Raw genomic sequence first — 23,390 nt, forward strand, 5'->3', positions numbered from 1 at the left:
GATTTTCACGCCGGAAAGCGGGGTTGTCAGGGGCGGCATCTGAGCCCCTGGCCCGTTCACCGGTTCCGCAACCGACAGATAAAAATCCCCTTAAGGTGAACGGAACCTTCACCGGCGCGAGATATTCCTCCAGAACACGGCATAGTCGCAAAAATAGCGCAACCGGCATAACCACATATTACAACCGCAGCCCGGCCTGCATCTGAAAGAGCGCTGGCTGAAGCCAGATTTGAAATCGGTTGTCCGGTGAAAGTGACCATTGAGCAGGGCAGGATAACGATTTGCCCGGCGACTTCATGTTACCTTTACCCCGTGCAAAAGCGGCTTTAACGCTTAGACAAAAAAGGAAGCACCTTGCAATGACCTACGGCGTGATCGTCCTGGCGGCGGGCGTTGGCCGCCGCTACCGGCAAAGCGGTGGCAGTGGTGAAAAGCTGCTGGCGCGTTACCCTGATGCGGCGGGAAAACCGCAGCCGCTACTGATGCTGACCCTGGCCAACGCCTGCGCGACGGGCATGCCGGTAACGGCGGTGTGCCGCCCGGAAAGCGCGGAACTCCAGGCGCTGGTGCGCCATGCCGGAGCGCAACCCACGCTACTGGCAAGCCGGGGCAGCGGCGAATCCATCGCCGCCGGGGTAAAGGCGATGTCTGACCTGGACGGCTGGCTCATCGTTCCCGGGGACATGGGTTGGGTAACGGCGCAGGACTATCTGCGGGTACGCCAGGCGTTGCTCCAGGGGCACCGCCAGGTCAGGCTGGCGTGCGACCGTCAGCCCGGGCATCCGGTGGGCTTTGCGGCCGATTACCGTCAGGCGCTGCTGGCCCTGACCGACGATGACGGCGCGAAGCGCCTGCTAAACAGAGAAACTCTGCTGATTTTACAGGCGCCGGAGCGGGTGATCCGGGATGCCGATCTGTTCAGGGCGCAAGGCGGATAGTCAGGTTGTCCGTCAGGCTACGGGAGCAGCACAGGGCGACCTGCTGGCGCGGCCCCGACTTTTCCGCCGCCGACTGCACGCTGTCCCGATGATCCACCCTTCCTTCCGTGACCGGCGTCAGGCAGGCGCCGCAGATCCCCATTTCGCACGAGAGCGGCACGTCGATACCGTTATCCAGCAGCACCCGGGCAATGGTTTGATCCGCCGCTACCGGCCAGCGCTGGCCGGTGGACGCCAGCGTCACGGTAAAAGCGCCGTCTGAGGGGGCCGGGGCCGATAGCGCCGGGGGCTGAAACGCCTCGCTGTGAATATTTTCCGGCGCCCAGCCCTGCGCCAGCGCGGCCTGGCGCACGTGGGTCATAAAACCATCGGGGCCGCACAGATACAGTCGGGTTCCGGCGACCGGTCGCGTGAGTGCTTCTGGCAGGAAGTGACGCGGGCTGTCACCCGCGCTGCTGTGATAAATCGTACAGTCGCCGAACCGGAAAGGGTGGGCCAACTGATAGCGAAAAGCAGTCAGCTCCGGGCGTCGAACATAGTAATGCAGGGTAAAAGGGATACCGGCATCTTCCAGTCTCAGAACCATGGCGTAGAGTGGCGTAATGCCGATCCCCGCCGCCATTAGCACCACTTTGTCGGCCTTCTCCAGCGGGAACAGGTTACGCGGCGCAGAGATAGCCAGGCGCTGGCCGGGGCGCAGAGACTCATGAATATAGCGCGATCCACCGCGTGAATCGGGAGTCCGGGCCACGCAGATCAGATAGCCCTTACGGCTGTCCGGGTTGCCGGTCAGCGAATACTGACGGATAAGGCCGCCGGGCAAATGCACATCGATATGGGCCCCTGGCGACCATTCCGGTAGCGTCGCGCCATCCGGCGCCGTCAGCCTGACGGCCAGATTGCCTTCGCCCTGACGCCAGATTCCCTCCACCACCACTTCAAGGGTATTACACATAGCGGCTTCCTCCGTCATACCAGGAAAAATTCGCCGAAGCCCATCTTCTTCAGGCCGCGACGGTAGGCGATGGAGCTGCGATCCGCCGGGATATGTGCTTCCAGGCTCAGATCCAGCGGCAGTTTTTCCGGGCGCTGGGTTTCTACCATCAGCCGATCTTCTTCAAAGACCCGCAGATTGAAGGCGTGCACCTCCCCGACGGGAATATGGAGATCGAAGTTGCGGGCGATGGGGGCGAACATCCGGGTTTTGCGGGCTGATACCGGAGAGGCGGCATTCATAATCACCAGCCTGTCTTCCCCCGGAAAATGCACGGTCAGGGTGGCGGTAAACGGCAGATGCATCTCGAAGCGACGCAGCCAGCGGAAGCCCGGCGGTGCCCGGTCTTCCGCGCCAGCCGGGTAGTTGCTTACCGTGCTCCAGTAGTCGGCGGTGAAACCGTAATCGGTCTCCTGCGGGCTGTAATCCGGCACCAGCGGATTGTCGGGATCGGCGAAGGTGGCGCTGTGCACCCAGGCGAAATGGGCCACATCCAGAAAGCCTTCCACCTGACGGCCGGCAAAGCCGTTGACTTCAAACGGTGGACAGTTGATTTGCTGGAAGGCGGCGTCGTGCCAGTGCGGCATGGTCGGTAGCGGCGCCGGATTATCGGCATCCGGCGCCAGACAGGTCCAGATCAACCCGTAACGCTCTTCCACCGGAAAGGTCATCAGATTCAGTTTAGCGGGAATCGGACAATCGGGGCTGGCGGGAATACGGTTACAGCGCCCCTCTTCGCCAAAGCGCAGCCCGTGGTAGGGGCAGATAATACCGGCTTCATCGTGAAAGCCCAGGGTCAGCGGCACGCCGCGGTGGGGGCAGACATCCCGGGCCGCCACCGCCAGGCCGTTGATGCGATACAGCACCAGCGGTTCGTCCAGCAGTACCGCCTTATACGGTTTGCTGTCGACATCGCAGGCTCTGGCGACCGGGTGCCAGCAGCGGGCCAGCCGTAGCCAGTCTTCAGGATCGAAACTACAGTGGGCGGGCGGTGTGGGTCGATGGGCTTTCATCGGCGTCTCCCCTGTGACAGGTGAAAGTAGCTTGTGGCCCTATTGTTGCCAGGCTATGGTGTTCACATCCATCACCATTAATTCAGTAATCTGTTGCAAAAAAGTCGACAGGGGAATCATGAGTCCATTTTCACGTTTCGCGCGCTATTTTGCCGAGGTGGCTCGCTGCGGCAGCCTGCGGCGGGCGGCGGAAACGCTGCATATTTCCGCCTCGGCCATTAACCGCCAGATTTTGCAGGCCGAAGAGGCCTTCGGTATTCCGCTGTTCGAACGCCTGCCGGAAGGGCTGAGGATGACCACGGCGGGGGAACTGCTGTACAGCGATATTTTGCGCTGGCAGCGCGAATTTCGCCTGACCCGTCAGAGATTCGATGAGCTCCAGGGGCTGAAGCGGGGCAGGGTCAGCGCGGGAATGGTGCAGGCGCTGTCGGAAGGGGCCGTCGCCAGCGCTTTTTCCACTATTATTGACGACCACCCCTGGCTGGAACTGGAGCTCAGCGTGGCGGACAGCCGCAGCCTGAGCCAGCGGATACGCGACGCGGAACTCGATTTCGGGCTGATTCTGGATCCCGAAGGGCAGGCGGGGCTCGATGTTGTCGCCTTCGCTGAACTGGATATGGGGGTGATCGTACCGGCGAACAGCCCGCTGGCAGGGGCCGAAAGCCTGGCGCCAGGCGCGCTTTCCGGCGAGCGCCATATCCTGCCTGGGGCGCCGCTCATTGTCCATGAACGGGTGGTGATGCTCTATCGGCATCATGATTTCGCGCCAGGCAATGTTATAACCTGCAACGATATCCGGATGATTAAGTCGCTGATTCGCCAGGGAAGCGGCGTCTGCATTTTGAGCCTGCTCGATGTACTGGAGGAGGTTAAAGCAGGTCAGCTGGCGTTTGTGCCGCTCAGGGGGCAGCGGCTGCGTCCGCTGACCCTGGCGTTATGCGTTGCGCCAGCGCGCCAGCTTTCCCGACCGGCGCGGGCGGTGATTCAGCGGATGGCTGAAGTCATCGAGGGGTTGACGCCTTAGCCCAGGGGGCCGCCCTGGATGGTGTCGCACAGCCCGGCAATGATGCGCTCGCCGGACTCCTGGCACAGCTCCTGGTACCAGGCCTGGGTTAGCGCCATATCCTTGCCATGGGTGATATCGCAGCGTTTACGTGCTTTAAGCACCAGATCCCGCACCCGATCGCAGCGTTGCGCTTCGTAGTCGCGCAGCGCAGCTTCAATGGTGTTATGGGTTCTGAATGCGTTGCCCAGCACTACGGCGTCCTCCATCGCGGCGCAGCCGCCCTGGCCGATATCCGGCGTGGTGTTGTGAGCCGCGTCGCCCAGCAGTGCTATCCGGCCGCTTACCAGCCTGCCAAAAGGCTCCACGTCATGGATTTCGATGCGGTTAATGGTTTGCGTGTCGATAGCGGCGATTAACTTCTGCACTTCGGGCGCCCAGCCAGCGAAGTAATGAGTCAGATCGGCCCGGGCGCTGGCGCGATCCTGAGCCAGCCCGGACGGTAGCGGCACGTCGAAGAAGCAGTAGAAACGTCCGCCGGCAACCGGCATCAGCGAGACGCGCTTGCCTTCCCCTACCCAGGTGGTCCACTGATCCGCCGGGGCGATGGACTCATCGATAGCCACCAGACCGTTCCAGTTAACGTAACCGGCGTAGCGTCGTTCCGGGGTATAGCCCAGCACCGCGGGGCGGATAACCGAGCGGCTGCCGTCGGCGGCAATCAGAAAATCGCCGCTGGCCTGGCTGCCGTCGGCAAACCAGGCGCTAACGCCATTCTCATACTGTTCGACTCGCTCCACTCGCTTGCCAAACTGCACGGCATCGTGACCCCAGCGTTCCAGCATCTTCTGTTGCAAACTGGCTCTGGCTACCGGGCAGGGGCGTTCGCCTACTCGTTCCACCAGCGGCGCCAGGCTAAAGCGCGTCATCGTTTCACCGCGCTGATAGTCCTGGTATGCCATATAGCGCATCTGGCCGCCGAATTCCCGGGGAATATCGCCCATCCCCAGGTGATTCAGGCACTTTACGCCGTTGGGCCAGATGGAAATCGCGGCGCCCACCGGTTTAATCTCCGCCACGGCTTCGAAAACCTCGCAGCCGATACCGACCTGCTTCAGGGCTGCCGCCGTGCTCAGGCCGCCAATGCCCGCGCCAATAATCAGTGCTTTCATGATGTTCTCCGGATGTGTGTGCGTCACAGGGCTCAGCAATTTGCGTACCAGCCTGAGATGGCGTGCCATCCGGCCCCTGCACGCGCAACGCGATATTTTTATGCACCAGGTTGATGCAAAAAGTCTCTTTCAACGCCTTTTTTTGGAACATTTGCTTTCATCGATTTCATGTAAGAATCTAAAGTTTCATTCTGGCGGTACAGATTACGCACCAGCGGCAAGAAAATATTTATTGAGTAATTTATTGATATTTAAAGGGTAAAAAGGATTTTCTTATGAATGGCTTACGATGGCGCTAATCTGGCGTGGATTATGCAAAGTCCGGGTAACTTCTTTTAAGGGGACGGATTGACCATGTCAGACGCAAACAACAACCCGCTGCTTTACGGTCTTGAACAACGTATTGCGCCGCTGCCCGGCTTTTTTAGCGCCCTGCAGCACGTTCTGGCCGGACTTATCAGCATCGTCACGCCGCCGCTGATTATCGGTGCCGCGCTGGGGCTTGGTCCCTGGATGCCGTATCTGATCAGCATGTCGCTGCTGGCGTCCGGTATTGGTACCCTGCTACAGGCCAATCGCATTCGCGGGATCGGCGCCGGGATGATCTGCATGCAGGGCACCAGCTTTGCGTTTGTCGGGGTCGCTATCTCCGGCGGGCTGTGGGTTAAGGGGCAGGGCGGTGGCCCGGAAGATATTATGGCGATGCTGTTCGGGGTGAACTTCGTCGCGGCGCTGGTTCCGGTACTGATCAGCCGCTTCATTGAGCCGCTGAAGCGGATCTTCACGCCGCTCATTACCGGCACGGTGATCGCCCTGATCGGCATCAGCCTGATCAAAGTCAGCGTCATGAACTGGAGCGGCGGCAAGGGGGCCGCAGACTTCGGCAGCCCGACCAATATTGCGCTGGGGGCCGGCACTCTGGGCGCGATCGTCCTGCTTAGCTGTTCGCGCAATCGCTGGCTGCGGCTGGCCTCTGTCGTTATTGGTATTGTAGCGGGCTGCATTGCGGCGGCGCTGACCGGTCACTTTCATCCGACGATGCCCGGCGATAGCTGGTTCCGGCTTCCGGCGCTGTTTCCGTTCGGCTTCCGGTTTAACTGGGCGATATTTTTGCCCATCGCCCTGGTTTCGCTGGTTTGTGTGCTGGAAGCGGTGGGGGATCTCACCGCTAACAGCCTGATCTCTCAACAGCCCATCGATAATGCGGCGTTTCGCTCGCGGCTGAAAGGGGGCATTCTGGCAGATGGCCTGAGCTGTATGATTGCCGCCGCGCTGTGCGCCTTTCCCAATACCACCTTTGCCCAGAATAACGGTGTGATCCAGATGACCGGCGTCGCCAGTCGCTACGTGGGGCGCTATATGGCGGGGATCCTGATTGTGCTGGGGCTGTTTCCACCATTTGGCGAACTGCTGCGTCAGATCCCGGCGCCGGTGCTGGGGGGGGCGACCATGGTGATGTTCGGCTGCGTGGTGGCTGCCGGTATTCGCATTATCACCCAGAATCCGTTAACCCAGCGCGATATGCTGATCGTCGGACTGTCGTTCGGTATTGGCCTCGGCAGCGAAGCGGTGCCGGGGGCGCTGGCCCATTTTCCGAATATCGTCGCGACGCTGATGGGATCGGCGGCGGCCAGCGGTGGTCTGACCGCCATAGTTCTGAATCTGATTATGCCGGGCGAAAAGGCCAGCCCGGCGTTAACCGCAAGGAGTGGCCATGACAGCCCTGACTCTGTTTAATCAATTCTCCGTCGAACAGGCACGGGCGCTGCTTGCCCCCTGTGTTGCGCTCCCTGACTGGGTGGAGCGCCTGGTGGCGCAGCGGCCATACGCCAGCCGCGCGGCGCTACTGGATAAAGCCCGGGCTCTGGCCACTGACTGGAGTGAGGCTGAGCTAATCCAGGCACTGGGCGCCCATCCGCGTATTGGCGAAAAGCCGCAGACGACCGGGGAAGACGCTGAATTTTCCCGCCGTGAACAGGCGGCGGTAGACGATAATGACGCCCGACTGGCTCTGGCGCTAAAGGAAGGCAATGCGCGCTACGAGGCGCGCTTTGGCCGGGTTTTTCTGATCCGGGCCAAAGGCCGGAGCGGCGAAGAGATACTGTCGGCGCTGGAGCGTCGGTTGAATAACAGCGATGCTGAAGAGCTGCGGGAAACCCTGGCGCAACTGGCGGAGATTACGCTACTAAGGCTAGAAGGAGTGATAAGCGAATGAGTAGTCTGAGTTCCCATATTCTGGATATCAGCCGCGGTAAACCGGCGGCGGGCGTGGTGGTGCGGTTGCTGCGCCTGGAAGGTGCGGGCCGCCAGGAGCTGGCCCGGGCCGTTACCAGCGATAACGGACGCATTGCCGCTTTTAGCGAACAGCCGCTTGCCGCCGGGCGCTATCAGTTGGTTGCCGAACTGGGGGACTGGTTTGCTGCAAAGGGCCAGCAAAGCCTTTACCCCTGCGCCTGTATCGATTTTGTGCTTGGTGAGGGCGATGAACACTACCATCTGCCGTTTACCATCGCCCCTGGTGGCTGGTCCACCTACCGGGGGAGTTGATCCCGGTTCCGGCCTGAATTCAGGCCGGTTGTGCCTCATTTCCCCACACGCATTCACCATTCACCCAGGTCTGCACAATATTGCGATCGTCCCCCAATGTCATCAGTGCAAACAGGGTTTCATAAATATCCTTGCAGCGGCTGATTCGCAGGCGTTGCAGGGGAGAGATCTGAGGATCGATAACCACCAGATCCGCCTCTTTTCCGGGCAGGAAGTTGCCGATATGCTCGTCCAGACAGAGCGCCCGGGCGCCGCCCAGAGTGGCATGATAGAAGGCCTCGCAGGCGCGTAACCGGTAGCCCCGGAGCTGGGCCACCTTATAGGCCTCGCCCAGGGTGCGCAGCATATTGAAGGTGGTGCCAGCCCCCACGTCGCTGCCGATCCCCATCGGCACCCGACTGCGCCAGCAGCGGGCCAGTCGGAACAGGCCGCTGCCCAAAAACAGATTCGAGGTCGGGCAGAAGGCCAGAGCTGAACCGCTGTGGCGCAGGCATTGCCACTCGGCATCCTCCAGGTGAATACCGTGGGCGAAAACGCTGCGTTTGCCGGTGAGCCGATAGTGGTGGTAAACATCCAGATAGTGCTGATGCTCTGGCCATAGCTGCTTAACCCAGGCGATTTCGTCCTGATTTTCGCTCAGATGGGTATGCAGCCAGGTATCGGGAAACTCTTCGCGTAGCTGGCGCGCCGCTTCCAGCAGCGCGGGGGAGGAGGTCGGCGCAAAGCGGGGCGTAATGGCGTATCCCAGTCGACCGCGGCGGTGCCAGCGCTGAATCAGTTCCCGGCTCTGTTGGTAGCTCTGCTGCGCCGTTTCTATAAGCTCGTCCGGCGCATTGCGGTCCATCATTACCTTACCGGCGATCAGACGCATATCGATACGGCTGGCAGCGCTGAACAGGGCATTCACTGATTCCGGGTGGCGGGTACAGAACACCAGCGCGCTGGTGGTGCCGTTACTCAGCAACTGGTCGATAAAGAACCGGGCGATTTGGGCGGCGTAGTCCGGATCGCCAAATTGCGCTTCTACCTGAAAGGTGTAGCGGGAAAGCCAGGTCAGTAACTGTTCGCCAAAGGCGCCGATCATCTCGGTCTGAGGATAGTGAACGTGGGCATCCACAAAGCCTGGCAGGATTAGCTTACCGTGCAGATCGCGATACCCGCGATCGGGACGCAGATACTGTTCGCCTTCCTGCCACGGATAAAGGCCGAGGATTTTTCCGTCGCGTATAAACAGCAGCCCATCTTCGGTATAGCGTGCGCGGCGTGCGATATCGTCGGGGCTATCGGCAGTGGCGGTGATATCGAAAAAGGCGCCGCGTAGCGCATGGTGGTATTCGGGAATCATGATGCCGACTCCTCCTTAATCAACAGGCCAGGGCGCGAACGACGCAGGCGCTGGCCGGCAAGCTCGTGCCTGGCCAGCCAGCGATAGGCGAGGCCGCCGGTTAGCACGCCGATAAACCAGCTGAAACTGGCCAGCGGCTGTAGGGCGGGCGCCATCACCATTGCAACACCGATAATCACCGACGGCAATAGCGCGCCAATGGCTTTAGGGTTAAAACCGCCGCGATACCAGTAGCGCCCCTGGGGGGTGGCATTGAACAGATCGTCCACCGAAATTTTCCCGCGTTTAATCAAATAGAAATCCGCCAGCAGAATGCCAAACAGCGGGCCGATAAAGGCCCCCAGCACATCCAACGTATAGTGAATCAGCGCTGGCGAGTTGAACAGATTCCAGGGGGTCAGCAGCACGGAACCCACCGCCGCAATCATACCGCCGGTGCGGAAGCTTATCTTTCGGGGGGCGCAGTTAGAAAAATCAAACGCGGGCGAGACGAAGTTGGCCACGATGTTAATACCGATAGTGGCGGTTATCATGGTCAGCAGGCCAATAGCGACCGCAATATCGTTACCCACATGGCTGACGGTTTCAATGGGGTCGGTAATCATCCGCCCGAACAGCGATCGGGTGCCGGAAACAATCACCACGGTCACCACCGAAAATAGCAGGAAGTTAAAGGGGAGCCCCCACAGGTTGCCGCGTTTTATCTCTCCCATGCTTTTACCGTAGCGGGCAAAATCACCGAAGTTGAGCAGCGGGCCGGAAAAATAGGAAACCACCAGCGCAGTGGCGCTAACCATCTGCCAGGCCTGCTCGCCGACGCTCAGAGACTTACTGCTCAGGGTAAAGGAGATGCCGGCGGGGCCCGCCTTGTACAGAATCCAGCCCGCCAGCGCCAGCATCACCGCATAAACCGCCGGTCCGGCGATATCGATAAAACGCTTAATGGCGTTCATTCCGTGCCAGAACACCATGGCCTGCAACAGCCACATAATGGAGAAGCAGATCCAGCCCAGAGACGAAAGCCCCAGCGCACCGCTTTGAGTCAGGGGCGTAAGGGAAGGCCAAAACTTCAGGGCTACCAGCATTAGCGCATTGGCGGCAAGCCAGGTCTGGATACCGTACCAGGCGAAGGCGATAAGACCGCGGATCACCGCCGGGATATTGGCGCCGAATACCCCAAACGCCTGGCGGCACACCACTGCATAAGGCACGCCCGTCATCTGGCTGGGACGGGCCACCAGATTCGCACACAGTTGTACGATGCAGATACCGGCCAGCAGGCATAACAGCACCTGCCAGCTGGCCAGCCCCAGCGCGAAGAAGCTGGCGGCCACCACATAGCCCCCCATGCTGTGCACGTCCGACATCCAGAAGGAAAAAATGTTGTACCAGTTCCAGCGCTGATGGCGTTCTGGCGCCAGGTCTTCATTGTAAAGGCGTGGGCTGTATCCCGCGTTGGATCCAGCAACCTTACTATTTTGCACATCCCGATAGTCTGGCATGAAACCTGCTCCTGTTCATGAAAACCATTTGTTACGTACCTGTAACGGTCATTGCAGGATTCGGGCCAGCATGGCGATTTTTGTATACAAGCGCGTGGAGGAAGGGGATGAAAAAGCCGCAGCCTAAAGCCCCGCAGGGCGGGGATGAGGTGATTTATCAGGCGCTGTTGCGCGCCATTGTGGAGCACCAACTGGTGCCGGGATGTCGACTGCCGGAAGAGGCGCTGGCCGAAGCCTTTGGCGTGAGCCGTACCGGTATTCGCAATGTGCTTCAGCGACTCGCGGCTGTGCAACTGGTAGTGCTGTTGCCCAGGCGTGGTGCACAGGTCGCTATGCCATCGGTGGAAGAGGCCCGGGATATTTTTCGCACTCGCGCCCTGCTGGAGGTGGCGAACCTGCCCCAGGTGATAGCCCACTGTCAGTCGCCACATCTGGCGGCGTTGGGCCAGGTGGCGCAACAGGAACAGCAGGCCCGAAGCGAGGGAGACGGCCCGGCGGCTATTCGCCTTTCCGCCGAATTTCATATTCAGCTACAGGCGATTTCCGGCAATCAGGTACTGACCGGCATAGTCACCCGGCTGTGCCAGCGTTCCTCGCTGGTGATTGCCGCCTGGGGGGCTCCGTGGAGGCAGGGTTGCCGCTGTGATGACCACCATCGCCTGATTGCGCTGTTGCGCGACGGCGACCTCCGGCGCCTGAGCGATACCCTGCGCCATCATTTCGACGCCATCGTCGCCAGTCTCTGTTTCGAGCGCGGCGGCGTCGCACTACCTGATTTTACCCGGCTGTTTTCCGCCGGCCATAAGGAGCTTTAGTCATGCGTTGTATACAAGTGATCAATCCCAACACCAGCCAGGCGATGACCGAAACCATCGGCGCCGCCGCCAGGGCTGTAGCCGCGCCGGATACCGAAATTCTGGCGGTCTGTCCGGCAGAAGGGGCGCCCTCTATTGAGGGGCATTTCGATGAGGCCATTGCGGCCATCGGCGTGCTGGAACAGATAAAAGCCGGGCGTGAGCAGGGCGTGGCGGGGCACATTATCGCCTGCTTTGGCGACCCGGGACTGCTGGCGGCCCGGGAGCTGGCCTGCGGGCCGGTGGTGGGTATTGCCGAGGCGGCGATGCATATGGCGACCATGGTGGCGACCCGCTTTTCCGTCGTCACCACCCTGCCAAGGACTCTGATCATCGCCCGGCACCTGCTGCGCCAGTACGGCTTCAGCGAGCATTGTGCCGGGCTGCACGCCATAGACCTGCCGGTGCTGGCGCTGGAAGACGGCAGCGGGCTGGCACAGCGCAAAGTCTATGAGGGCTGCGTCAACGCCCTGAAGCAGGACGGCTGCGGCGCCATCGTGCTGGGGTGCGGCGGAATGGCCGACCTGGCGCGTACCCTGACCCGCGAGCTGGGCGTGCCGGTTATCGACGGCGTGAGTGCCGCGGTAAAAATGGTCGAGTCGCTGGTGGCGCTGGCGCTTTCCACCAGTAAGCAGGGGGATCTGGCGTGGCCGCGTCCTAAACCGTTAAGCGGTCGGTTTCAGTTTTTTAATCAGGAGTAACACAGGCATGAAACATCAAGACGATATTCATCAGAACTATCCGCGTGATATGCGGGGCTATGCCGGAAATCCGCCGCACCCGGAATGGCCGGGCAATGCGCGCATCGCGGTACAGTTTGTCCTGAATTATGAGGAAGGGGCCGAGAATCATGTGCTGCATGGCGATGCCGGCTCCGAACAATTTCTGTCGGATATTATCGGCGCCGCCAGCTATCCGGATCGCCATATGTCGATGGATTCGCTATACGAATACGGCAGTCGTGCCGGGTTCTGGCGCATTCATAACGAATTTCGCAAGCGCGGGTTGCCGCTTACTGTATTCGGCGTGGCGATGGCGCTGGCCCGAAATCCGGAGATCGTTGCGGCTATTAAAGAAGCGGACTATGACGTGGTCAGCCACGGCTGGCGCTGGCTTCACTATCAGGATATGGATATTGAAACCGAGCGGCGGCATATGCACCAGGCGGTGGAACTGCTAACGGCGCTGTTCGGTAAAGCGCCCACCGGCTGGTATACCGGGCGCGACAGCCCGAACACCCGCCAGCTGGTGGTGGAGCACGGCGGTTTTAGCTACGACAGCGACTATTACGGCGACGATCTGCCGTTCTGGAGCGAGGTGACATGTGGTGACGGCGCGCGTAAGCCACACCTGATTATTCCCTACACCCTGGACGCCAACGATATGCGTTTCGCCACCGCCCAGGGCTTTAACTGCGCGCAGCAGTTTTACACTTATCTGAAAGATAGCTTTGACGTGCTGTATGAAGAGGGGGAACAGGCGCCGAAGATGATGTCGGTGGGGATGCACTGTCGTCTGCTGGGGCGGCCGGGGCGTTTTCGGGCCCTGCAGCGTTTTCTGGACTATATCGGTCAGCACGACAGGGTATGGGTCTGCACCCGCCAGCAGATTGCCGATCACTGGCGGCAGGCGCACCCGTATTTGGGGTGATGTTAAGAGCTATCCGCCCTTAAAACTCCCTCTCCCCATCGGCGAGAGGGTTGGGGGGAGGGGGCCTGTTGCAAAATTGCTCAGGAGGTCATAGCATCAAGCTGTTAGTTGAAGATAGTTTCATTCTGGTCAGGGCCAGGCGCTCAGACCGAAATAAAAAAGCCGGCCTTACCAGCCGGTTTTTTATTGCCTGGCGTTACCCTATTAAACTCACCTGCGCCGCCACAATGCGCCAGCCCTGGTCAAAGCGTACCCAGGTCTGCTGCTGGCGTCCGGTTCGCGCCGTTCCCTTGCGGGTAAATTCGGTGCTGCATACCGCGTAATCATGACCGAAAGTGGTGATGACCGTATTATGCAACTGCCGGTTCAGACCGGCGGTGGGGCGGGCGGCGCGAAAGGCGCGGATCGCCTCAATGCCGTACAGATTTTCGCCTGCTCCCAGTCGCACTGTCAGTTCGCTGTGCCAGAACAGTTCATCCAGTACGGCGGTGTCATTGCTGACCAGCGCCTGCTCGTAGCGGTAAAAGGCGGCGCTGACTTCGGCCAGCACTTCGGGTTGATTGATCTTCATGGCGTTATCTCCGCAGGGCGGGCGTCGGTAATCCCCATCTGCTCCAGCGCCCGGGCGGCGCGCAGGCAGGCCTGCTCATTAAAGGGGGCGGAAATCAGCTGTAGCCCGATGGGCAAGCCGTTTGAGGCGCGCAGCGGTACGGTGACCACCGGCAGCCCCAGGAAAGAGATGGGCTGGGTCAGCATCCCCATACTGGCGCGGGGCGGCAGCGGCTGACCGTTAATGATCATCTCCTGCTCGCCGATTCGCGTGGCGCTGCATGGCGTGGCGGGGGCGATCAGTACGTCGGCCCGGGACAGCAGCGTCTGGAACTTCTGGCGCGCCAGGCGGCGAAAGCGCTGGGCCTGAAGATACCAGGCGGCGGGCAGCATGGCGCCTGCCAGCAGGCGCTCCCGGGAGTTGGGCTCGAAAAGTTCCGGCTGGCGCTTCAGTTCCGGCAGATAAAGGTTTCCCCCTTCCGAGGCGGTAATAATAAAGGCCGCCGAGCGCGCCAGCTCTGCTTCGGGGAACTGCAATTCATCCCGGGCTTCCAGCGCCAGGGCGGCCCGCTGTAGCGCCGCTCTGGCCTCATCGTCGCACCAGGTGGTAAAAAAGCCGCCCAGCACCGCGCAGCGTAATCCTTCCATACCGCGATGCAGCTGCGGGGCGGTCGCCTCAAGGGGCCGTTCAGCCTGGAAACCGTCGTCGGGATCATGGCCCTGAAGGGCGTCATAAACCGCAGCCAGATCCGCTACCCGGCGGGCCATAGGGCCGATATGATCGAGGCTGGCGGCAAAGGGATGGGTACCTGAGCGCGACAGGCGGCCAAAGGTGGGCTTCAGCCCGAAGACGCCGCACAGCGAGGCTGGTACCCTAATCGAACCGTTAGTATCGCTACCCAGCGCGAAGTGGACAGCGCCCGCCGCCACCGCCGCCGCCGAACCTCCGGAGGAGCCGCCCGCGACGCGCCCGGGATCGTGAGGATTGCGGGTGGCGCCGTAGTGGCTATTTTCAGTGGTAAAACCGTAGGCATAAGCATCCATATTGACCATACCGGAAAGGAGTGCGCCGGCGTGGTGAAGCTGGCGTACCGCATAGCCGTCCCGGGCGGCGGCAGGGCGATCGCTTAGCAGCCGGGCGCCTGCCAGGGTAGTATGCCCGGCAATGTCGAACAGATTCTTGGCCGCCCAGGGAGTTCCCGCCAGAGCAGGCAGCGGCTGTCCGCTGCGGCGCAGGGCGTCGATGCGCTCCGCTTCCTGAAGCATGCGTTCTGCGGTGATCGCAGTCCAGGCGTTGATATGTGGATTCAGGCGCTCGATATCGTGCAGGGTGCGGGTTGCTATCTCCCGGGCGCTGAGTTCGCCCCGTACCAGCGCGCCGCGTAGTTCGCTGATGCTCAGATCCTGAAGTTTCATGGTCGGTATACTCCCGCTATGTCCAGCCGTTCGTCCAGCGGATAGTCCATCAGCGGCGCCGCCATGGCGGCGATATGACTAAAGCGCGCCAGCAGTTCAGCGCGCCGGGCATCATCCAGTTCTATCTCCAGGCTTTGCGCCATGGCGGCCAGCCAGGCTTCCTGTTGTTCAGTGGTCATCGGATTCTCCTGTCAGTAGCCGGCGGCGCTGCCGTTGCTGCGCGGGTCAAACGCCCCTTCAAACAAACCGTCGGGGTGGCGCACAATAGCGCCAGCGTGGCCCACGGCTTCGCTAAATGCTTCAAGCATTTCAACCTCGTGGCCGAGCGCGCGCAGTCGTGCCGCGCTTTCGGCGCTGAACCGGCCTTCCAGCTTCAGCGAATCGGAAGACTGGCCCCAGGTGCGGCCCAGCAGCCAGCGCGGGGCGCGAATACTCTCCTGCAGCGCCATGTTCTGAATCACGTGGCGGATAAAAAGAGTCGCCTGAGTCTGAGGCTGGCCGTCGCCGCCCATACTGCCGTAGACCAGGGTACGGCCATCCTTCAGGCGGGCGGCGGCCGGATTCAGGGTATGGAACGGCTGTTTACCGGGCGCCAGCGCCAGCAGATGTTCGGGATCGAGACTAAAGGCGGCGCCGCGGTTTTGCCACAGCAGTCCGCTTTCCGGAAGCACCACGCCGCTGCCAAATTCATGGTAGATGCTCTGAATAAAAGAGACCGCCAGGCCGCTGCTGTCCATCGCCCCCATCCAGACGGTGTCGCCAGGCCCTTTCCCCTTGCCCCAGGGGGCGGCCCGGTTCGCGTCGATAGCGGCGGCCATGGCATCCAGCCGTTCAGGCGCTAACAGATCCTGTATCTTCACGCGCAGGTGACGGGGGTCGGTAATATGGGCGTCACGCAGGCCAAATGCCTGTTTCGTGGCTTCCACGATGCGATGTACGGTGTCGACTTCATCGGCGTCGGCCATGGCCAGACGGTCGGTAATGCCGAGGATCGCCAGCGAAACCAGCCCCTGGGTCGGAGGGGCCAGATTCCAGATAGTCCCCCGGCTGTGATCCAGGCGCAGCGGCGTGGGACGGCGCGCCCGGTGGTTTTGCAGATCCTCAAGCGTTATCGGCATGCCCAGCCGTTTGGCATCGGCGGCGATGGACTTTGCCAGTTCGCCGCGATAAAAGCTTTCCAGCCCTTCCCGGGCCAGCTGGCGCAGGGTGTTGGCTAGCAGGGGCTGGCGAAATCGCTGGCCGGTGTGGGGCACTTCGCCATTAAGCAAAAAGGCGGCGCTAAAACCGGGGGCATCACGCAGCTCGGCCAGCTTACTGGCGGTGGCGCTGGCCTGGGAGGCAGTCACCGGAATTCCGTTATCGGCATAGCGAATGGCGTCGTCCAGCAGTCGACTCAGCGGCAGAGCGCGACCGGTCAGGGATTCGGAAACTGCCAGCGCTTCCTGCCAGCCGCTGACGGTGCCAGCCACGGTCAGCGCCGCTTGCGGGCCGCGGTGCGGGATCTGGTTCATCCCGGCGTAAGCCTCAGGGGTCGCCAGCGAACCGGCGGCGCCGCTGGCGTCAATGGCGATGGGGGGGCCATCTGGCGGCACAATCAGCCAGAAGCCGTCGCCGCCCAGACCGTTCATATGGGGATAGACCACGGCGATGCTGGCCGCAGCGCTGACCATTGCCTCGATGGCGCTTCCGCCGTCGCGCAGCACCGCAAGCGCGCTCTGGCTGGCCAGATGGTGTGGCGTCACGACCATGCCGTGGGGCGCCATATTGCTCTGCATCGTTGCTCCTTATCATCTGACGGAGGTGGGGTGATAAAAATCATCTGCAAAAGCTATTCCACAATTGAGACAAGTGTCTCAGCACAGCATTTTTATCACCTGGCACGGCTTTTGACTGTACGATAGCGATGAAACGAAAGTTACAGGAGGGGGAATGAAACAGCTGGATGAACGGCTGAAGAGCCAGTACAGCGCTTTATCGCCGCAGGAGCAGCGGGTCGCCGACTTTATCTTTGACCATTTCGACGATCTGATTAGCTATAACAGCGCCGAACTGGCCAGGCTAAGCGGCGTTTCCAAAGCTACCGTGAGCCGCCTGTTTAAGCGCCTGGGCTATGACAAATACCGGGAGATGCGCGATGAGCTGCGCACCCTGCGCCAGAGCGGTATGCCCCTGACCGATAATCGCGACGCCGTGCAGGGCAACACCCTGCTGGCGCGCCATTACAAGCAGGAGATGGCGAATCTGACCCGCTGGGCCAGCGAACTGGATGCCGGGCAGTTTGCCGGAGCCATCGCAGGGCTGGCTGCGGCCCGGCGGATCCTGATTGTGGGGATGCGTAATTCCTGGCCCGCGGCGCTGCATCTGCGCCAGCAGCTATTGCAGACCCGGGGACAGGTTCAACTGCTGCCCCAGCCGGGTCAGACCCTGAGCGAAGAGCTGGTGGATGCCGCCCCCGAAGATCTGGTGGTGATGGTGGCGTTTCGCCGCCGTCCGCGTATCGTGCGCCCGCTGCTGGAGCAACTGCAAAAGTCAGGCGTGCCGGTACTGCTGATTTGCGAACCTCAGGCCCGTAGTCTGTTTCCTCTGGCCCGCTGGCGGCTGTGCGCGCCGCTGGACAGCGTTTCAGCTTATGACAGCTATGCCTGCGCCAACAGTCTGATTAACCTGCTGGCTAACGCACTGCTGCATGACATGCTGAATAGCGGCCGCCAGCGGATCCACCAGATAGCCGATCTCTACCAGCAACTGGACGAGCTGGAACAGCGATGATGGTGCGCCATGGCGGTGCTTTGCACTTTTTTAGTGCGGTTCTTTCATGCCGGTCTGTGTGAATGACAGCGGGCATTGCCCGCTCCACGCTGGTTATTCTTAAGTTATTGAGTCGGGCTGGCGCTGGCCTGGGCTATTCTGGGATGGCACATTAGTTGCAATGAACGGCAGTAAAGAATCTTTTGTTTCAACTCGGCGAACCCGAATAAAAGGAACCTCTCATGGATATTACGCAATACCCGCAACTTAATCCGCCCCAGCGTCTGCTGATGGGCCCGGGGCCGATCAATGCCGATCCCCGGGTGCTGCGCGCCATGTCGAGTCAGCTGATTGGTCAGTACGATCCGGCGATGACTCACTATATGAATGAGGTCATGGCGCTGTATCGCGGCGTATTCCGCACTGAAAATCGCTGGACGCTGCTGGTGGACGGTACCTCCCGGGCGGGGATTGAGGCTATTTTAACTTCGGCGATTCGCCCGGGCGATAAGGTGCTGGTGCCGGTATTCGGCCGCTTCGGGCATCTGCTGTGTGAAATAGCCCGCCGCTGCCGCGCCGAGGTGCATACCATCGAAGTGCCCTGGGGGCAGGTGTTTACGCCAGATGCTATTGAAGACGCCATTAAGCGGGTGCGTCCGCGGCTGCTGCTGACAGTGCAGGGTGACACATCCACCACCATGCTCCAGCCTCTGGAGCACCTGGGCGAGATTTGCCGGCGTTACGGCGTGCTGTTCTATACCGATGCCACCGCAAGCCTGGGAGGCAATCCGCTGGAAACGGACGCCTGGGGGCTGGATGCAGTGTCCGCCGGCATGCAGAAGTGCCTTGGCGGCCCTTCCGGCACTTCGCCCATTACCCTGAGCCCGGCAATGGAAGAGGTGATTCGGCGTCGCAAGTGCGTGGAGGCGGGGATCCGTACCGACGCCCACCAGGACGGCGACGACGAGATGATCTACAGCAACTATTTCGATCTCGGCATGATCATGGACTACTGGGGCCCGGAGCGACTGAATCATCATACCGAAGCCACCAGCGCGCTGTTTGGCGCCCGTGAATGCGCGCGCCTGATTCTGCAGGAGGGGCTGGATAATGGCATCGCTCGCCATAAGCTGCACGGAGACGCGCTGCTGAAGGGGGTACAGGCTATGGGGCTGGAGACTTTCGGCTGCCTGCACCACAAGATGAACAACGTGCTCGGCGTGATTATTCCTCAGGGCGTTAACGGCGACCAGGTGCGGGCCATGATGCTGGATGATTTTGGCATTGAGATCGGCACCTCCTTCGGGCCGCTGCACGGCAAGGTGTGGCGTATTGGCACTATGGGCTATAACGCCCGTAAGTCTTGCGTAATGACCACCCTGAGCGCCCTGGAATCGGTGCTGAATCATCTGAAGTTCGTCACGCCGCAGGGCGCCGGGCTCCAGGCAGCATGGGATCACTACGGGAGCCAGGCATGAGCGAAACGATCAGCGCCGCTCGCGCCGCAGCCCGGGTGATGGCGCGGGCCGATCAACTGGCCGGCATCAGCGAAACGCCCGGGTCGCTGACCCGGGTTTATCTCTCGCCCCAGCACCTCCAGGCCAATGCTCTGGTGGGGCACTGGATGGAACAGGCGGGAATGCGGGTCTGGCAGGATAGCGTCGGCAATATTTGCGGACGCTATGAGGGGGAGTCGGCAGGGGCGCCTGCGCTGCTGCTGGGATCGCATCTGGATACGGTGCGTGACGCCGGACGCTATGACGGTATGCTGGGGGTGCTGACCGCCATTGAAGTCGTTCAGGCTTTGCATGACCAGGGCAGACGGTTGCCGATGGCGGTAGAGGTAGTTGGCTTTGGCGATGAAGAGGGCACCCGGTTCGGCATTACGCTTCTGGGCAGCCGGGGTCTTACCGGCGACTGGCCGCCGGAATGGCTTCAGCAGCAGGACGCGCAGGGCGTAAGCGTGGCCCAGGCGCTGGAAAACGCAGGGCTGGATAGCGCAAACATCGGTCGGGCGGAGCGCGCAAAGGAAGAGATCGCCGCCTGGCTGGAACTGCATATCGAGCAGGGGCCATGCCTGGAGCGGGAAGGGCTGGCGCTGGGCGTGGTGCAGGCGATTAACGGCGCCCGGCGTCTGACCTGCCGCTTCACGGGTCTGGCGGGCCATGCCGGAACGGTGCCGATGACTCACCGCCAGGATGCTCTGGCCGCCGCCGCCGAGTGGATGGTGGCGGTAGAGCAGATCGCAACGCAGCATGGTCGCCAGCAGGTGGCGACCATCGGGACGCTGCGCTGCGCTCCCGGCGCGGTGAACGTTATCCCCGGCGAGGTCACCCTGTCGCTTGACGTTCGCGGGCCGGAGGATGATGCGCTGGAAGCGCTCCAGCGGGCGCTGCTGGATCAGGCGAATGCCATTGCGTTGCGCCGCGGCCTGGGCTTTAGCGCCGAAGAGTATTACCGGATGGCGGCGACGCGCTGCGATCCCGGGCTGCAGCAGCGGCTGACGCAGGCGGTTTCCCGGGTACAGGGGCGCGTGCTGTCGCTGCCCAGCGGCGCCGGGCATGACGCTATCGCCATCGCGCGGCGCTGGCCGGTCGGTATGCTGTTTGTGCGCTGCAAGGGGGGGATTAGCCATCATCCGGCGGAATCGGTCAGGGATGAGGATGTCGCTCTGGCGATTGAGGTGTTTTACCACGCCGCCTGTGAGATTGCGGGCGACAGGGCGTTATAAGGTCGTTAGCGGCCCCATTTTTTGGGGCCGCTTGCCATTTTTTGGCCGGATTCAAAGAATAGTTGACGTTTTCAGGATATGTTACCGGGTCGTGTCAGGAAGAGGTCGGCCAGGGTATGTATGGATTTAATTTAGTGTTACTGCTGCTACAGCAGATGTGCGTGTTTCTGGTTATCGCCTGGCTAATGAGTAAGACCCGCCTGTTTATTCCCCTGGTGCAGGTCACCGTGCGCTTGCCGCATAAGCTGCTGTGCTATATCACTTTTTCCATCTTCTGCATTATGGGCACTTACTTCGGGTTGCACTTCGAGGATTCCATCGCTAACACCCGTGCTATCGGCGCCGTGATGGGGGGGCTGCTGGGAGGCCCGGTGGTGGGGGGCCTGGTGGGGCTCACCGGCGGTTTGCACCGCTATTCGCTGGGGGGCATGACGGCGGTCAGCTGTATGCTCTCCACCCTTACCGAAGGGCTGCTGGCGGGGCTGATGCACCGCTTTCTGGTTCGGCGCGGACGGGCCGATAAAGTCTTCAGTCCGCTAACGGCGGGCTGCGTTACCCTGGTGGTGGAAGTGATCCAGATGCTGATTATTCTGGCGGTGGCCCGGCCGTTTCAGGACGCGCTCAACCTGGTCAGCAACATCGCCGCGCCGATGATTATTACCAACAGCGTTGGCGCGGCGCTGTTTATGCGCATCCTGTTGGATCGACGGGCGATGTTCGAAAAGTACACCTCTGCCTTTTCCGCCACCGCGCTGCGGGTGGCGGCGGCCACCGAGGGGATTTTACGCCAGGGCTTTAATCAGGAGAACAGCCTGAAGGTGGCCCGGGTACTGCATCACGAACTGGATATCGGCGCGGTGGCGATCGTCGATTGCGATAAGCTGCTGGCTTTTATCGGCACGGGTTCCGATCACCATCTGGCCGGTCGCCCCGTCGCTTCAGAGTATACCCGGCGCGCGATAGAAACCGGTGAAGTGGTCTATGCCGACGGCAATGAGGTACCCTACCGCTGTTCGCTACAGGCTAATTGCAAACTGGGTTCGACCCTGGTGATTCCCCTGCGTGGCGAAAACCAGCGGGTGATTGGCGCCATTAAGCTTTATGAAGAGAAAAACCGGCTGTTCAGCTCCATTAACCGAACGCTGGGGGAGGGCATCGCTCAGCTACTGTCGGCTCAGATTCTGGCGGGGCAGTATGAACGCCAGAAGGCGCTACTGGCCCAGTCCGAGATCAAACTGTTGCACGCCCAGGTGAATCCTCACTTTCTGTTTAACGCCCTGAATACGCTGAAGGCGGTGATTCGCAACGATAGCGAACGCGCCGGGCAACTGGTTCAGTACCTTTCCACCTTCTTTCGTAAAAATTTGAAGCGCTCGTCGGAGGTCGCCACGCTGGGCGATGAGCTGGAACACGTTAACGCCTATCTGCAAATCGAGCAGGCGCGCTTTCAGTCCCGGCTCCATGTGGCGCTGGAAGTGCCCGAAGAGCTGAAGCAATATCGACTACCGGCTTTTACCTTACAGCCTATTGTGGAAAACGCCATTAAACACGGTACTTCGCAGCTACTGGGCCCTGGCGAAGTGATGATTCGCGCCAGTCGCCAGCAGCGGAATCTGATGCTGACCGTGGAGGATAATGCCGGGCTGTATCAGAGCGACAATATCAGCCGCCAGGGGCTGGGTATGAATCTGGTGGATAAGCGTCTGCGGGCGCGTTTTGGCGACGACTACGGCATTTCCGTCGCCTGCGAGCCGGAGCAGTATACCCGTATCGTGCTGCGACTGCCCGTTGAGGAGAGGATATGTTAAGGGTACTGATTGTCGATGACGAACCGCTGGCCAGGGAAAACCTGCGGGTTCTGTTGCAGGATGAAAGCGATATCGAAATCCTGGGGGAGTGCGCCAACGCCATCGAAGCCATTGGCGCAGTGCACCGACTGCGTCCGGATATTCTGTTTCTGGATATTCAGATGCCGCGCATCAGCGGACTAGAGATGGTCAGCATGCTCGACCCTGAACAGCGCCCCTGGATAGTCTTTCTGACTGCGTTCGACGAATATGCGCTCCAGGCGTTTGAGGAGCACGCCTTCGACTATCTGCTAAAGCCCATAGAGGCGGCCCGGCTGGAAAAGACCCTTAATCGCCTGCGCCACAGCCGCCAGGCCCAGGAACTATCGCGGCTGCCGGGAGGAGAGCCGCCGCTGAAGTTCATTCCCTGCAGCGGCCAGAACCGTATCTGGCTGTTGCCCATTGATGATGTCGCTTATGTCAGCAGCCGCGCGGGCGGTGTCTGGGTGGCCAGTAAAGAGGGCAAAGAGGGGGCGACCGAACTGACGCTGCGCACCCTGGAAGAGCGCACGTCGCTGCTGCGATCCCACCGTCAGTACCTGGTGAATATGGCGCATTTGCAGGAAATTCGTCTGGAAGAGAATGGCCTGGCCGAGCTGCGGCTGCGCAATGGTCAGAGCGTGCCGGTCAGCCGTCGCTACCTTAAAACGCTGAAGGAGGCGCTGGGGCTGTAGGGGGGAGAATCCATCCAGCATAAAATTCAGCGCGGCCCTGATTTCCTGGCGCCTGGTGCTGGCATCCATGACTTCGTTACCCAACTGAGTACGCCGAATGCCGGCCATTTCATGGGGCATGATCAGAGAGTCGTGACCATCAATGGTAATCAGTGGCGTCAGGCGTTTTGCCGGTTGTGTACGCATCTGCGTCCCCGGAGATAGGGGGAATCATCAGGCGAGTTTTTATCTGTCGGTTGCGGAACCGGTGAACGGGCCAGGGGCTCAAATGCCGCCCCTGACAACCTGGCTTTCCGGCGTGAAAATCGCCCTTCGGGATTACTCGGCCCATCCCTGGGCCTCGCCCCTCCGGGGCCAACGCCTGCGGCGTTGTTCAAAATGGCTCCCGGCAATTTTGTCCTGCGCTT

Annotated in this window: 22 protein-coding genes and 1 pseudogene; 13 read left to right on the forward strand and 10 right to left on the reverse strand. The window is 61.0% G+C overall.

Features of this window, described 5'->3' with window-relative positions; all coding sequences use genetic code 11:
• Positions 1-359 precede the first annotated feature (359 nt).
• A complete protein-coding gene (locus tag V3W49_RS20890) occupies positions 360-938 on the forward strand; it encodes a nucleotidyltransferase family protein (protein WP_500147908.1) in 579 nt (192 codons plus the stop codon).
• On the opposite strand, the gene V3W49_RS20895 is transcribed toward V3W49_RS20890, so the two are convergent.
• Entirely contained in the window at positions 919-1,893 is a 975-nt protein-coding gene (locus tag V3W49_RS20895; RefSeq protein WP_500147909.1) for a PDR/VanB family oxidoreductase, read from the reverse strand. The genes V3W49_RS20890 and V3W49_RS20895 overlap by 20 nt on opposite strands.
• Positions 1,894-1,907: 14 nt before the next feature.
• Entirely contained in the window at positions 1,908-2,945 is a 1,038-nt protein-coding gene (gene hpxD / locus V3W49_RS20900; RefSeq protein WP_500147910.1) for a molybdenum cofactor-independent xanthine hydroxylase subunit HpxD, read from the reverse strand.
• A 118-nt stretch (positions 2,946-3,063) separates the two neighbouring features.
• On the opposite strand from hpxD, the gene V3W49_RS20905 reads away from it, so the two are divergent.
• Positions 3,064-3,969 carry a LysR family transcriptional regulator gene (locus V3W49_RS20905; RefSeq protein ID WP_500147911.1) on the forward strand — a complete coding sequence of 302 codons (906 nt, stop codon included), beginning with the start codon at positions 3,064-3,066 and terminating at the stop codon, positions 3,967-3,969.
• On the opposite strand, the gene hpxO is transcribed toward V3W49_RS20905, so the two are convergent.
• Positions 3,966-5,120, reverse strand: coding sequence for an FAD-dependent urate hydroxylase HpxO (gene hpxO, locus V3W49_RS20910; RefSeq protein ID WP_500147912.1), 1,155 nt, complete (start codon positions 5,118-5,120; stop codon positions 3,966-3,968). The genes V3W49_RS20905 and hpxO overlap by 4 nt on opposite strands.
• A gap of 354 nt (positions 5,121-5,474) precedes the next feature.
• Between hpxO and V3W49_RS20915 the strand changes: the two genes are divergently transcribed.
• Genes V3W49_RS20915 through uraH form a run of 3 tightly spaced genes read left to right on the forward strand, consistent with a single transcriptional unit; the run spans position 5,475 to position 7,667 of the window.
• The gene (locus tag V3W49_RS20915) at positions 5,475-6,857 is read left to right on the forward strand and encodes a nucleobase:cation symporter-2 family protein (RefSeq protein WP_500147913.1); all 1,383 of its coding nucleotides are present in this window, start codon (positions 5,475-5,477) and stop codon (positions 6,855-6,857) included.
• A complete protein-coding gene (uraD, locus tag V3W49_RS20920; RefSeq protein ID WP_500147914.1) occupies positions 6,835-7,335 on the forward strand; it encodes a 2-oxo-4-hydroxy-4-carboxy-5-ureidoimidazoline decarboxylase in 501 nt (166 codons plus the stop codon). Before V3W49_RS20915 ends, uraD begins: the two co-directional genes overlap by 23 nt.
• Positions 7,332-7,667, forward strand: coding sequence for a hydroxyisourate hydrolase (gene uraH / locus V3W49_RS20925; RefSeq protein WP_500147915.1), 336 nt, complete (start codon positions 7,332-7,334; stop codon positions 7,665-7,667). Before uraD ends, uraH begins: the two co-directional genes overlap by 4 nt.
• A gap of 19 nt (positions 7,668-7,686) precedes the next feature.
• On the opposite strand, the gene guaD is transcribed toward uraH, so the two are convergent.
• Positions 7,687-9,012: a guanine deaminase gene (guaD, locus tag V3W49_RS20930; protein WP_500147916.1), complete on the reverse strand. Its 1,326-nt coding sequence runs from the start codon at positions 9,010-9,012 to the stop codon at positions 7,687-7,689.
• Positions 9,009-10,514: an NCS1 family nucleobase:cation symporter-1 gene (locus V3W49_RS20935; protein WP_500147917.1), complete on the reverse strand. Its 1,506-nt coding sequence runs from the start codon at positions 10,512-10,514 to the stop codon at positions 9,009-9,011. Before V3W49_RS20935 ends, guaD begins: the two co-directional genes overlap by 4 nt.
• Before the next feature lie 107 nt (positions 10,515-10,621).
• Between V3W49_RS20935 and V3W49_RS20940 the strand changes: the two genes are divergently transcribed.
• Genes V3W49_RS20940 through puuE form a run of 3 tightly spaced genes read left to right on the forward strand, consistent with a single transcriptional unit; the run spans position 10,622 to position 13,018 of the window.
• The gene (locus tag V3W49_RS20940; protein ID WP_500147918.1) at positions 10,622-11,329 is read left to right on the forward strand and encodes a GntR family transcriptional regulator; all 708 of its coding nucleotides are present in this window, start codon (positions 10,622-10,624) and stop codon (positions 11,327-11,329) included.
• A gap of 2 nt (positions 11,330-11,331) precedes the next feature.
• A complete protein-coding gene (gene hpxA / locus V3W49_RS20945) occupies positions 11,332-12,069 on the forward strand; it encodes an allantoin racemase (RefSeq protein WP_500147919.1) in 738 nt (245 codons plus the stop codon).
• A gap of 7 nt (positions 12,070-12,076) precedes the next feature.
• Positions 12,077-13,018 (forward strand): allantoinase PuuE, encoded by a 942-nt coding sequence (puuE, locus tag V3W49_RS20950; protein ID WP_500147920.1) that lies wholly within the window; start codon positions 12,077-12,079, stop codon positions 13,016-13,018.
• 196 nt (positions 13,019-13,214) lie between these two features.
• Here the strand turns inward: puuE and hpxZ are convergent, their stop codons facing one another.
• The 4 genes from hpxZ to V3W49_RS20970 are packed head-to-tail and all read right to left on the reverse strand — an operon-like array spanning position 13,215 to position 16,758.
• On the reverse strand, positions 13,215-13,589 hold the full coding sequence (hpxZ, locus tag V3W49_RS20955; RefSeq protein ID WP_500147921.1) for an oxalurate catabolism protein HpxZ: 375 nt from the start codon (positions 13,587-13,589) through the stop codon (positions 13,215-13,217).
• A complete protein-coding gene (locus tag V3W49_RS20960) occupies positions 13,586-14,983 on the reverse strand; it encodes an AtzE family amidohydrolase (RefSeq protein WP_500147922.1) in 1,398 nt (465 codons plus the stop codon). The genes hpxZ and V3W49_RS20960 overlap by 4 nt, the downstream gene beginning before the upstream one ends.
• On the reverse strand, positions 14,980-15,162 hold the full coding sequence (gene hpxX, locus V3W49_RS20965) for an oxalurate catabolism protein HpxX (protein ID WP_500147923.1): 183 nt from the start codon (positions 15,160-15,162) through the stop codon (positions 14,980-14,982). The genes V3W49_RS20960 and hpxX overlap by 4 nt, the downstream gene beginning before the upstream one ends.
• 12 nt (positions 15,163-15,174) lie before the next feature.
• A complete protein-coding gene (locus tag V3W49_RS20970) occupies positions 15,175-16,758 on the reverse strand; it encodes a gamma-glutamyltransferase family protein (RefSeq protein ID WP_500147924.1) in 1,584 nt (527 codons plus the stop codon).
• 154 nt (positions 16,759-16,912) lie between these two features.
• On the opposite strand from V3W49_RS20970, the gene hpxU reads away from it, so the two are divergent.
• From hpxU to btsR, 5 genes are all read left to right on the forward strand, one after another.
• Entirely contained in the window at positions 16,913-17,752 is an 840-nt protein-coding gene (hpxU, locus tag V3W49_RS20975) for a MurR/RpiR family transcriptional regulator HpxU (protein ID WP_500147925.1), read from the forward strand.
• 221 nt (positions 17,753-17,973) lie between these two features.
• Positions 17,974-19,209, forward strand: a complete 1,236-nt coding sequence (locus V3W49_RS20980; protein WP_500147926.1) for a pyridoxal-phosphate-dependent aminotransferase family protein — start codon at positions 17,974-17,976, stop codon at positions 19,207-19,209.
• Positions 19,206-20,462: an allantoate amidohydrolase gene (gene hpxK / locus V3W49_RS20985; protein ID WP_500147927.1), complete on the forward strand. Its 1,257-nt coding sequence runs from the start codon at positions 19,206-19,208 to the stop codon at positions 20,460-20,462. The genes V3W49_RS20980 and hpxK overlap by 4 nt, the downstream gene beginning before the upstream one ends.
• 116 nt (positions 20,463-20,578) lie before the next feature.
• Complete coding sequence (locus V3W49_RS20990) at positions 20,579-22,270, forward strand: LytS/YhcK type 5TM receptor domain-containing protein (protein ID WP_500147929.1); 1,692 nt, start codon at positions 20,579-20,581, stop codon at positions 22,268-22,270.
• Positions 22,264-22,983, forward strand: coding sequence for a two-component system response regulator BtsR (btsR, locus tag V3W49_RS20995; RefSeq protein WP_500147928.1), 720 nt, complete (start codon positions 22,264-22,266; stop codon positions 22,981-22,983). The genes V3W49_RS20990 and btsR overlap by 7 nt, the downstream gene beginning before the upstream one ends.
• Before the next feature lie 21 nt (positions 22,984-23,004).
• Here btsR and V3W49_RS21000 read toward each other — a convergent pair.
• Positions 23,005-23,178, reverse strand: a pseudogene (locus tag V3W49_RS21000) (CcdB family protein); the annotation flags it as partial.
• Positions 23,179-23,390: the final 212 nt, after the last annotated feature.

Origin of the sequence: Rosenbergiella sp. YN46, from assembly GCF_036620675.1 — a bacterium.
Taxonomy (GTDB): Bacteria; Pseudomonadota; Gammaproteobacteria; order Enterobacterales; family Enterobacteriaceae; genus Jejubacter.

Bases quoted from the DNA above. Each gene is read 5' to 3' on its own strand.
- V3W49_RS20890 (WP_500147908.1), top strand. From the start codon at position 360: ATGACCTACGGCGTGATCGTCCTGGCGGCGGGCGTTGGCCGCCGCTAC.
- V3W49_RS20895 (WP_500147909.1), bottom strand. From the start codon at position 1,893: ATGTGTAATACCCTTGAAGTGGTGGTGGAGGGAATCTGGCGTCAGGGC.
- hpxD (WP_500147910.1), bottom strand. From the start codon at position 2,945: ATGAAAGCCCATCGACCCACACCGCCCGCCCACTGTAGTTTCGATCCT.
- V3W49_RS20905 (WP_500147911.1), top strand. From the start codon at position 3,064: ATGAGTCCATTTTCACGTTTCGCGCGCTATTTTGCCGAGGTGGCTCGC.
- hpxO (WP_500147912.1), bottom strand. From the start codon at position 5,120: ATGAAAGCACTGATTATTGGCGCGGGCATTGGCGGCCTGAGCACGGCG.
- V3W49_RS20915 (WP_500147913.1), top strand. From the start codon at position 5,475: ATGTCAGACGCAAACAACAACCCGCTGCTTTACGGTCTTGAACAACGT.
- uraD (WP_500147914.1), top strand. From the start codon at position 6,835: ATGACAGCCCTGACTCTGTTTAATCAATTCTCCGTCGAACAGGCACGG.
- uraH (WP_500147915.1), top strand. From the start codon at position 7,332: ATGAGTAGTCTGAGTTCCCATATTCTGGATATCAGCCGCGGTAAACCG.
- guaD (WP_500147916.1), bottom strand. From the start codon at position 9,012: ATGATTCCCGAATACCACCATGCGCTACGCGGCGCCTTTTTCGATATC.
- V3W49_RS20935 (WP_500147917.1), bottom strand. From the start codon at position 10,514: ATGCCAGACTATCGGGATGTGCAAAATAGTAAGGTTGCTGGATCCAAC.
- V3W49_RS20940 (WP_500147918.1), top strand. From the start codon at position 10,622: ATGAAAAAGCCGCAGCCTAAAGCCCCGCAGGGCGGGGATGAGGTGATT.
- hpxA (WP_500147919.1), top strand. From the start codon at position 11,332: ATGCGTTGTATACAAGTGATCAATCCCAACACCAGCCAGGCGATGACC.
- puuE (WP_500147920.1), top strand. From the start codon at position 12,077: ATGAAACATCAAGACGATATTCATCAGAACTATCCGCGTGATATGCGG.
- hpxZ (WP_500147921.1), bottom strand. From the start codon at position 13,589: ATGAAGATCAATCAACCCGAAGTGCTGGCCGAAGTCAGCGCCGCCTTT.
- V3W49_RS20960 (WP_500147922.1), bottom strand. From the start codon at position 14,983: ATGAAACTTCAGGATCTGAGCATCAGCGAACTACGCGGCGCGCTGGTA.
- hpxX (WP_500147923.1), bottom strand. From the start codon at position 15,162: ATGACCACTGAACAACAGGAAGCCTGGCTGGCCGCCATGGCGCAAAGC.
- V3W49_RS20970 (WP_500147924.1), bottom strand. From the start codon at position 16,758: ATGCAGAGCAATATGGCGCCCCACGGCATGGTCGTGACGCCACACCAT.
- hpxU (WP_500147925.1), top strand. From the start codon at position 16,913: ATGAAACAGCTGGATGAACGGCTGAAGAGCCAGTACAGCGCTTTATCG.
- V3W49_RS20980 (WP_500147926.1), top strand. From the start codon at position 17,974: ATGGATATTACGCAATACCCGCAACTTAATCCGCCCCAGCGTCTGCTG.
- hpxK (WP_500147927.1), top strand. From the start codon at position 19,206: ATGAGCGAAACGATCAGCGCCGCTCGCGCCGCAGCCCGGGTGATGGCG.
- V3W49_RS20990 (WP_500147929.1), top strand. From the start codon at position 20,579: ATGTATGGATTTAATTTAGTGTTACTGCTGCTACAGCAGATGTGCGTG.
- btsR (WP_500147928.1), top strand. From the start codon at position 22,264: ATGTTAAGGGTACTGATTGTCGATGACGAACCGCTGGCCAGGGAAAAC.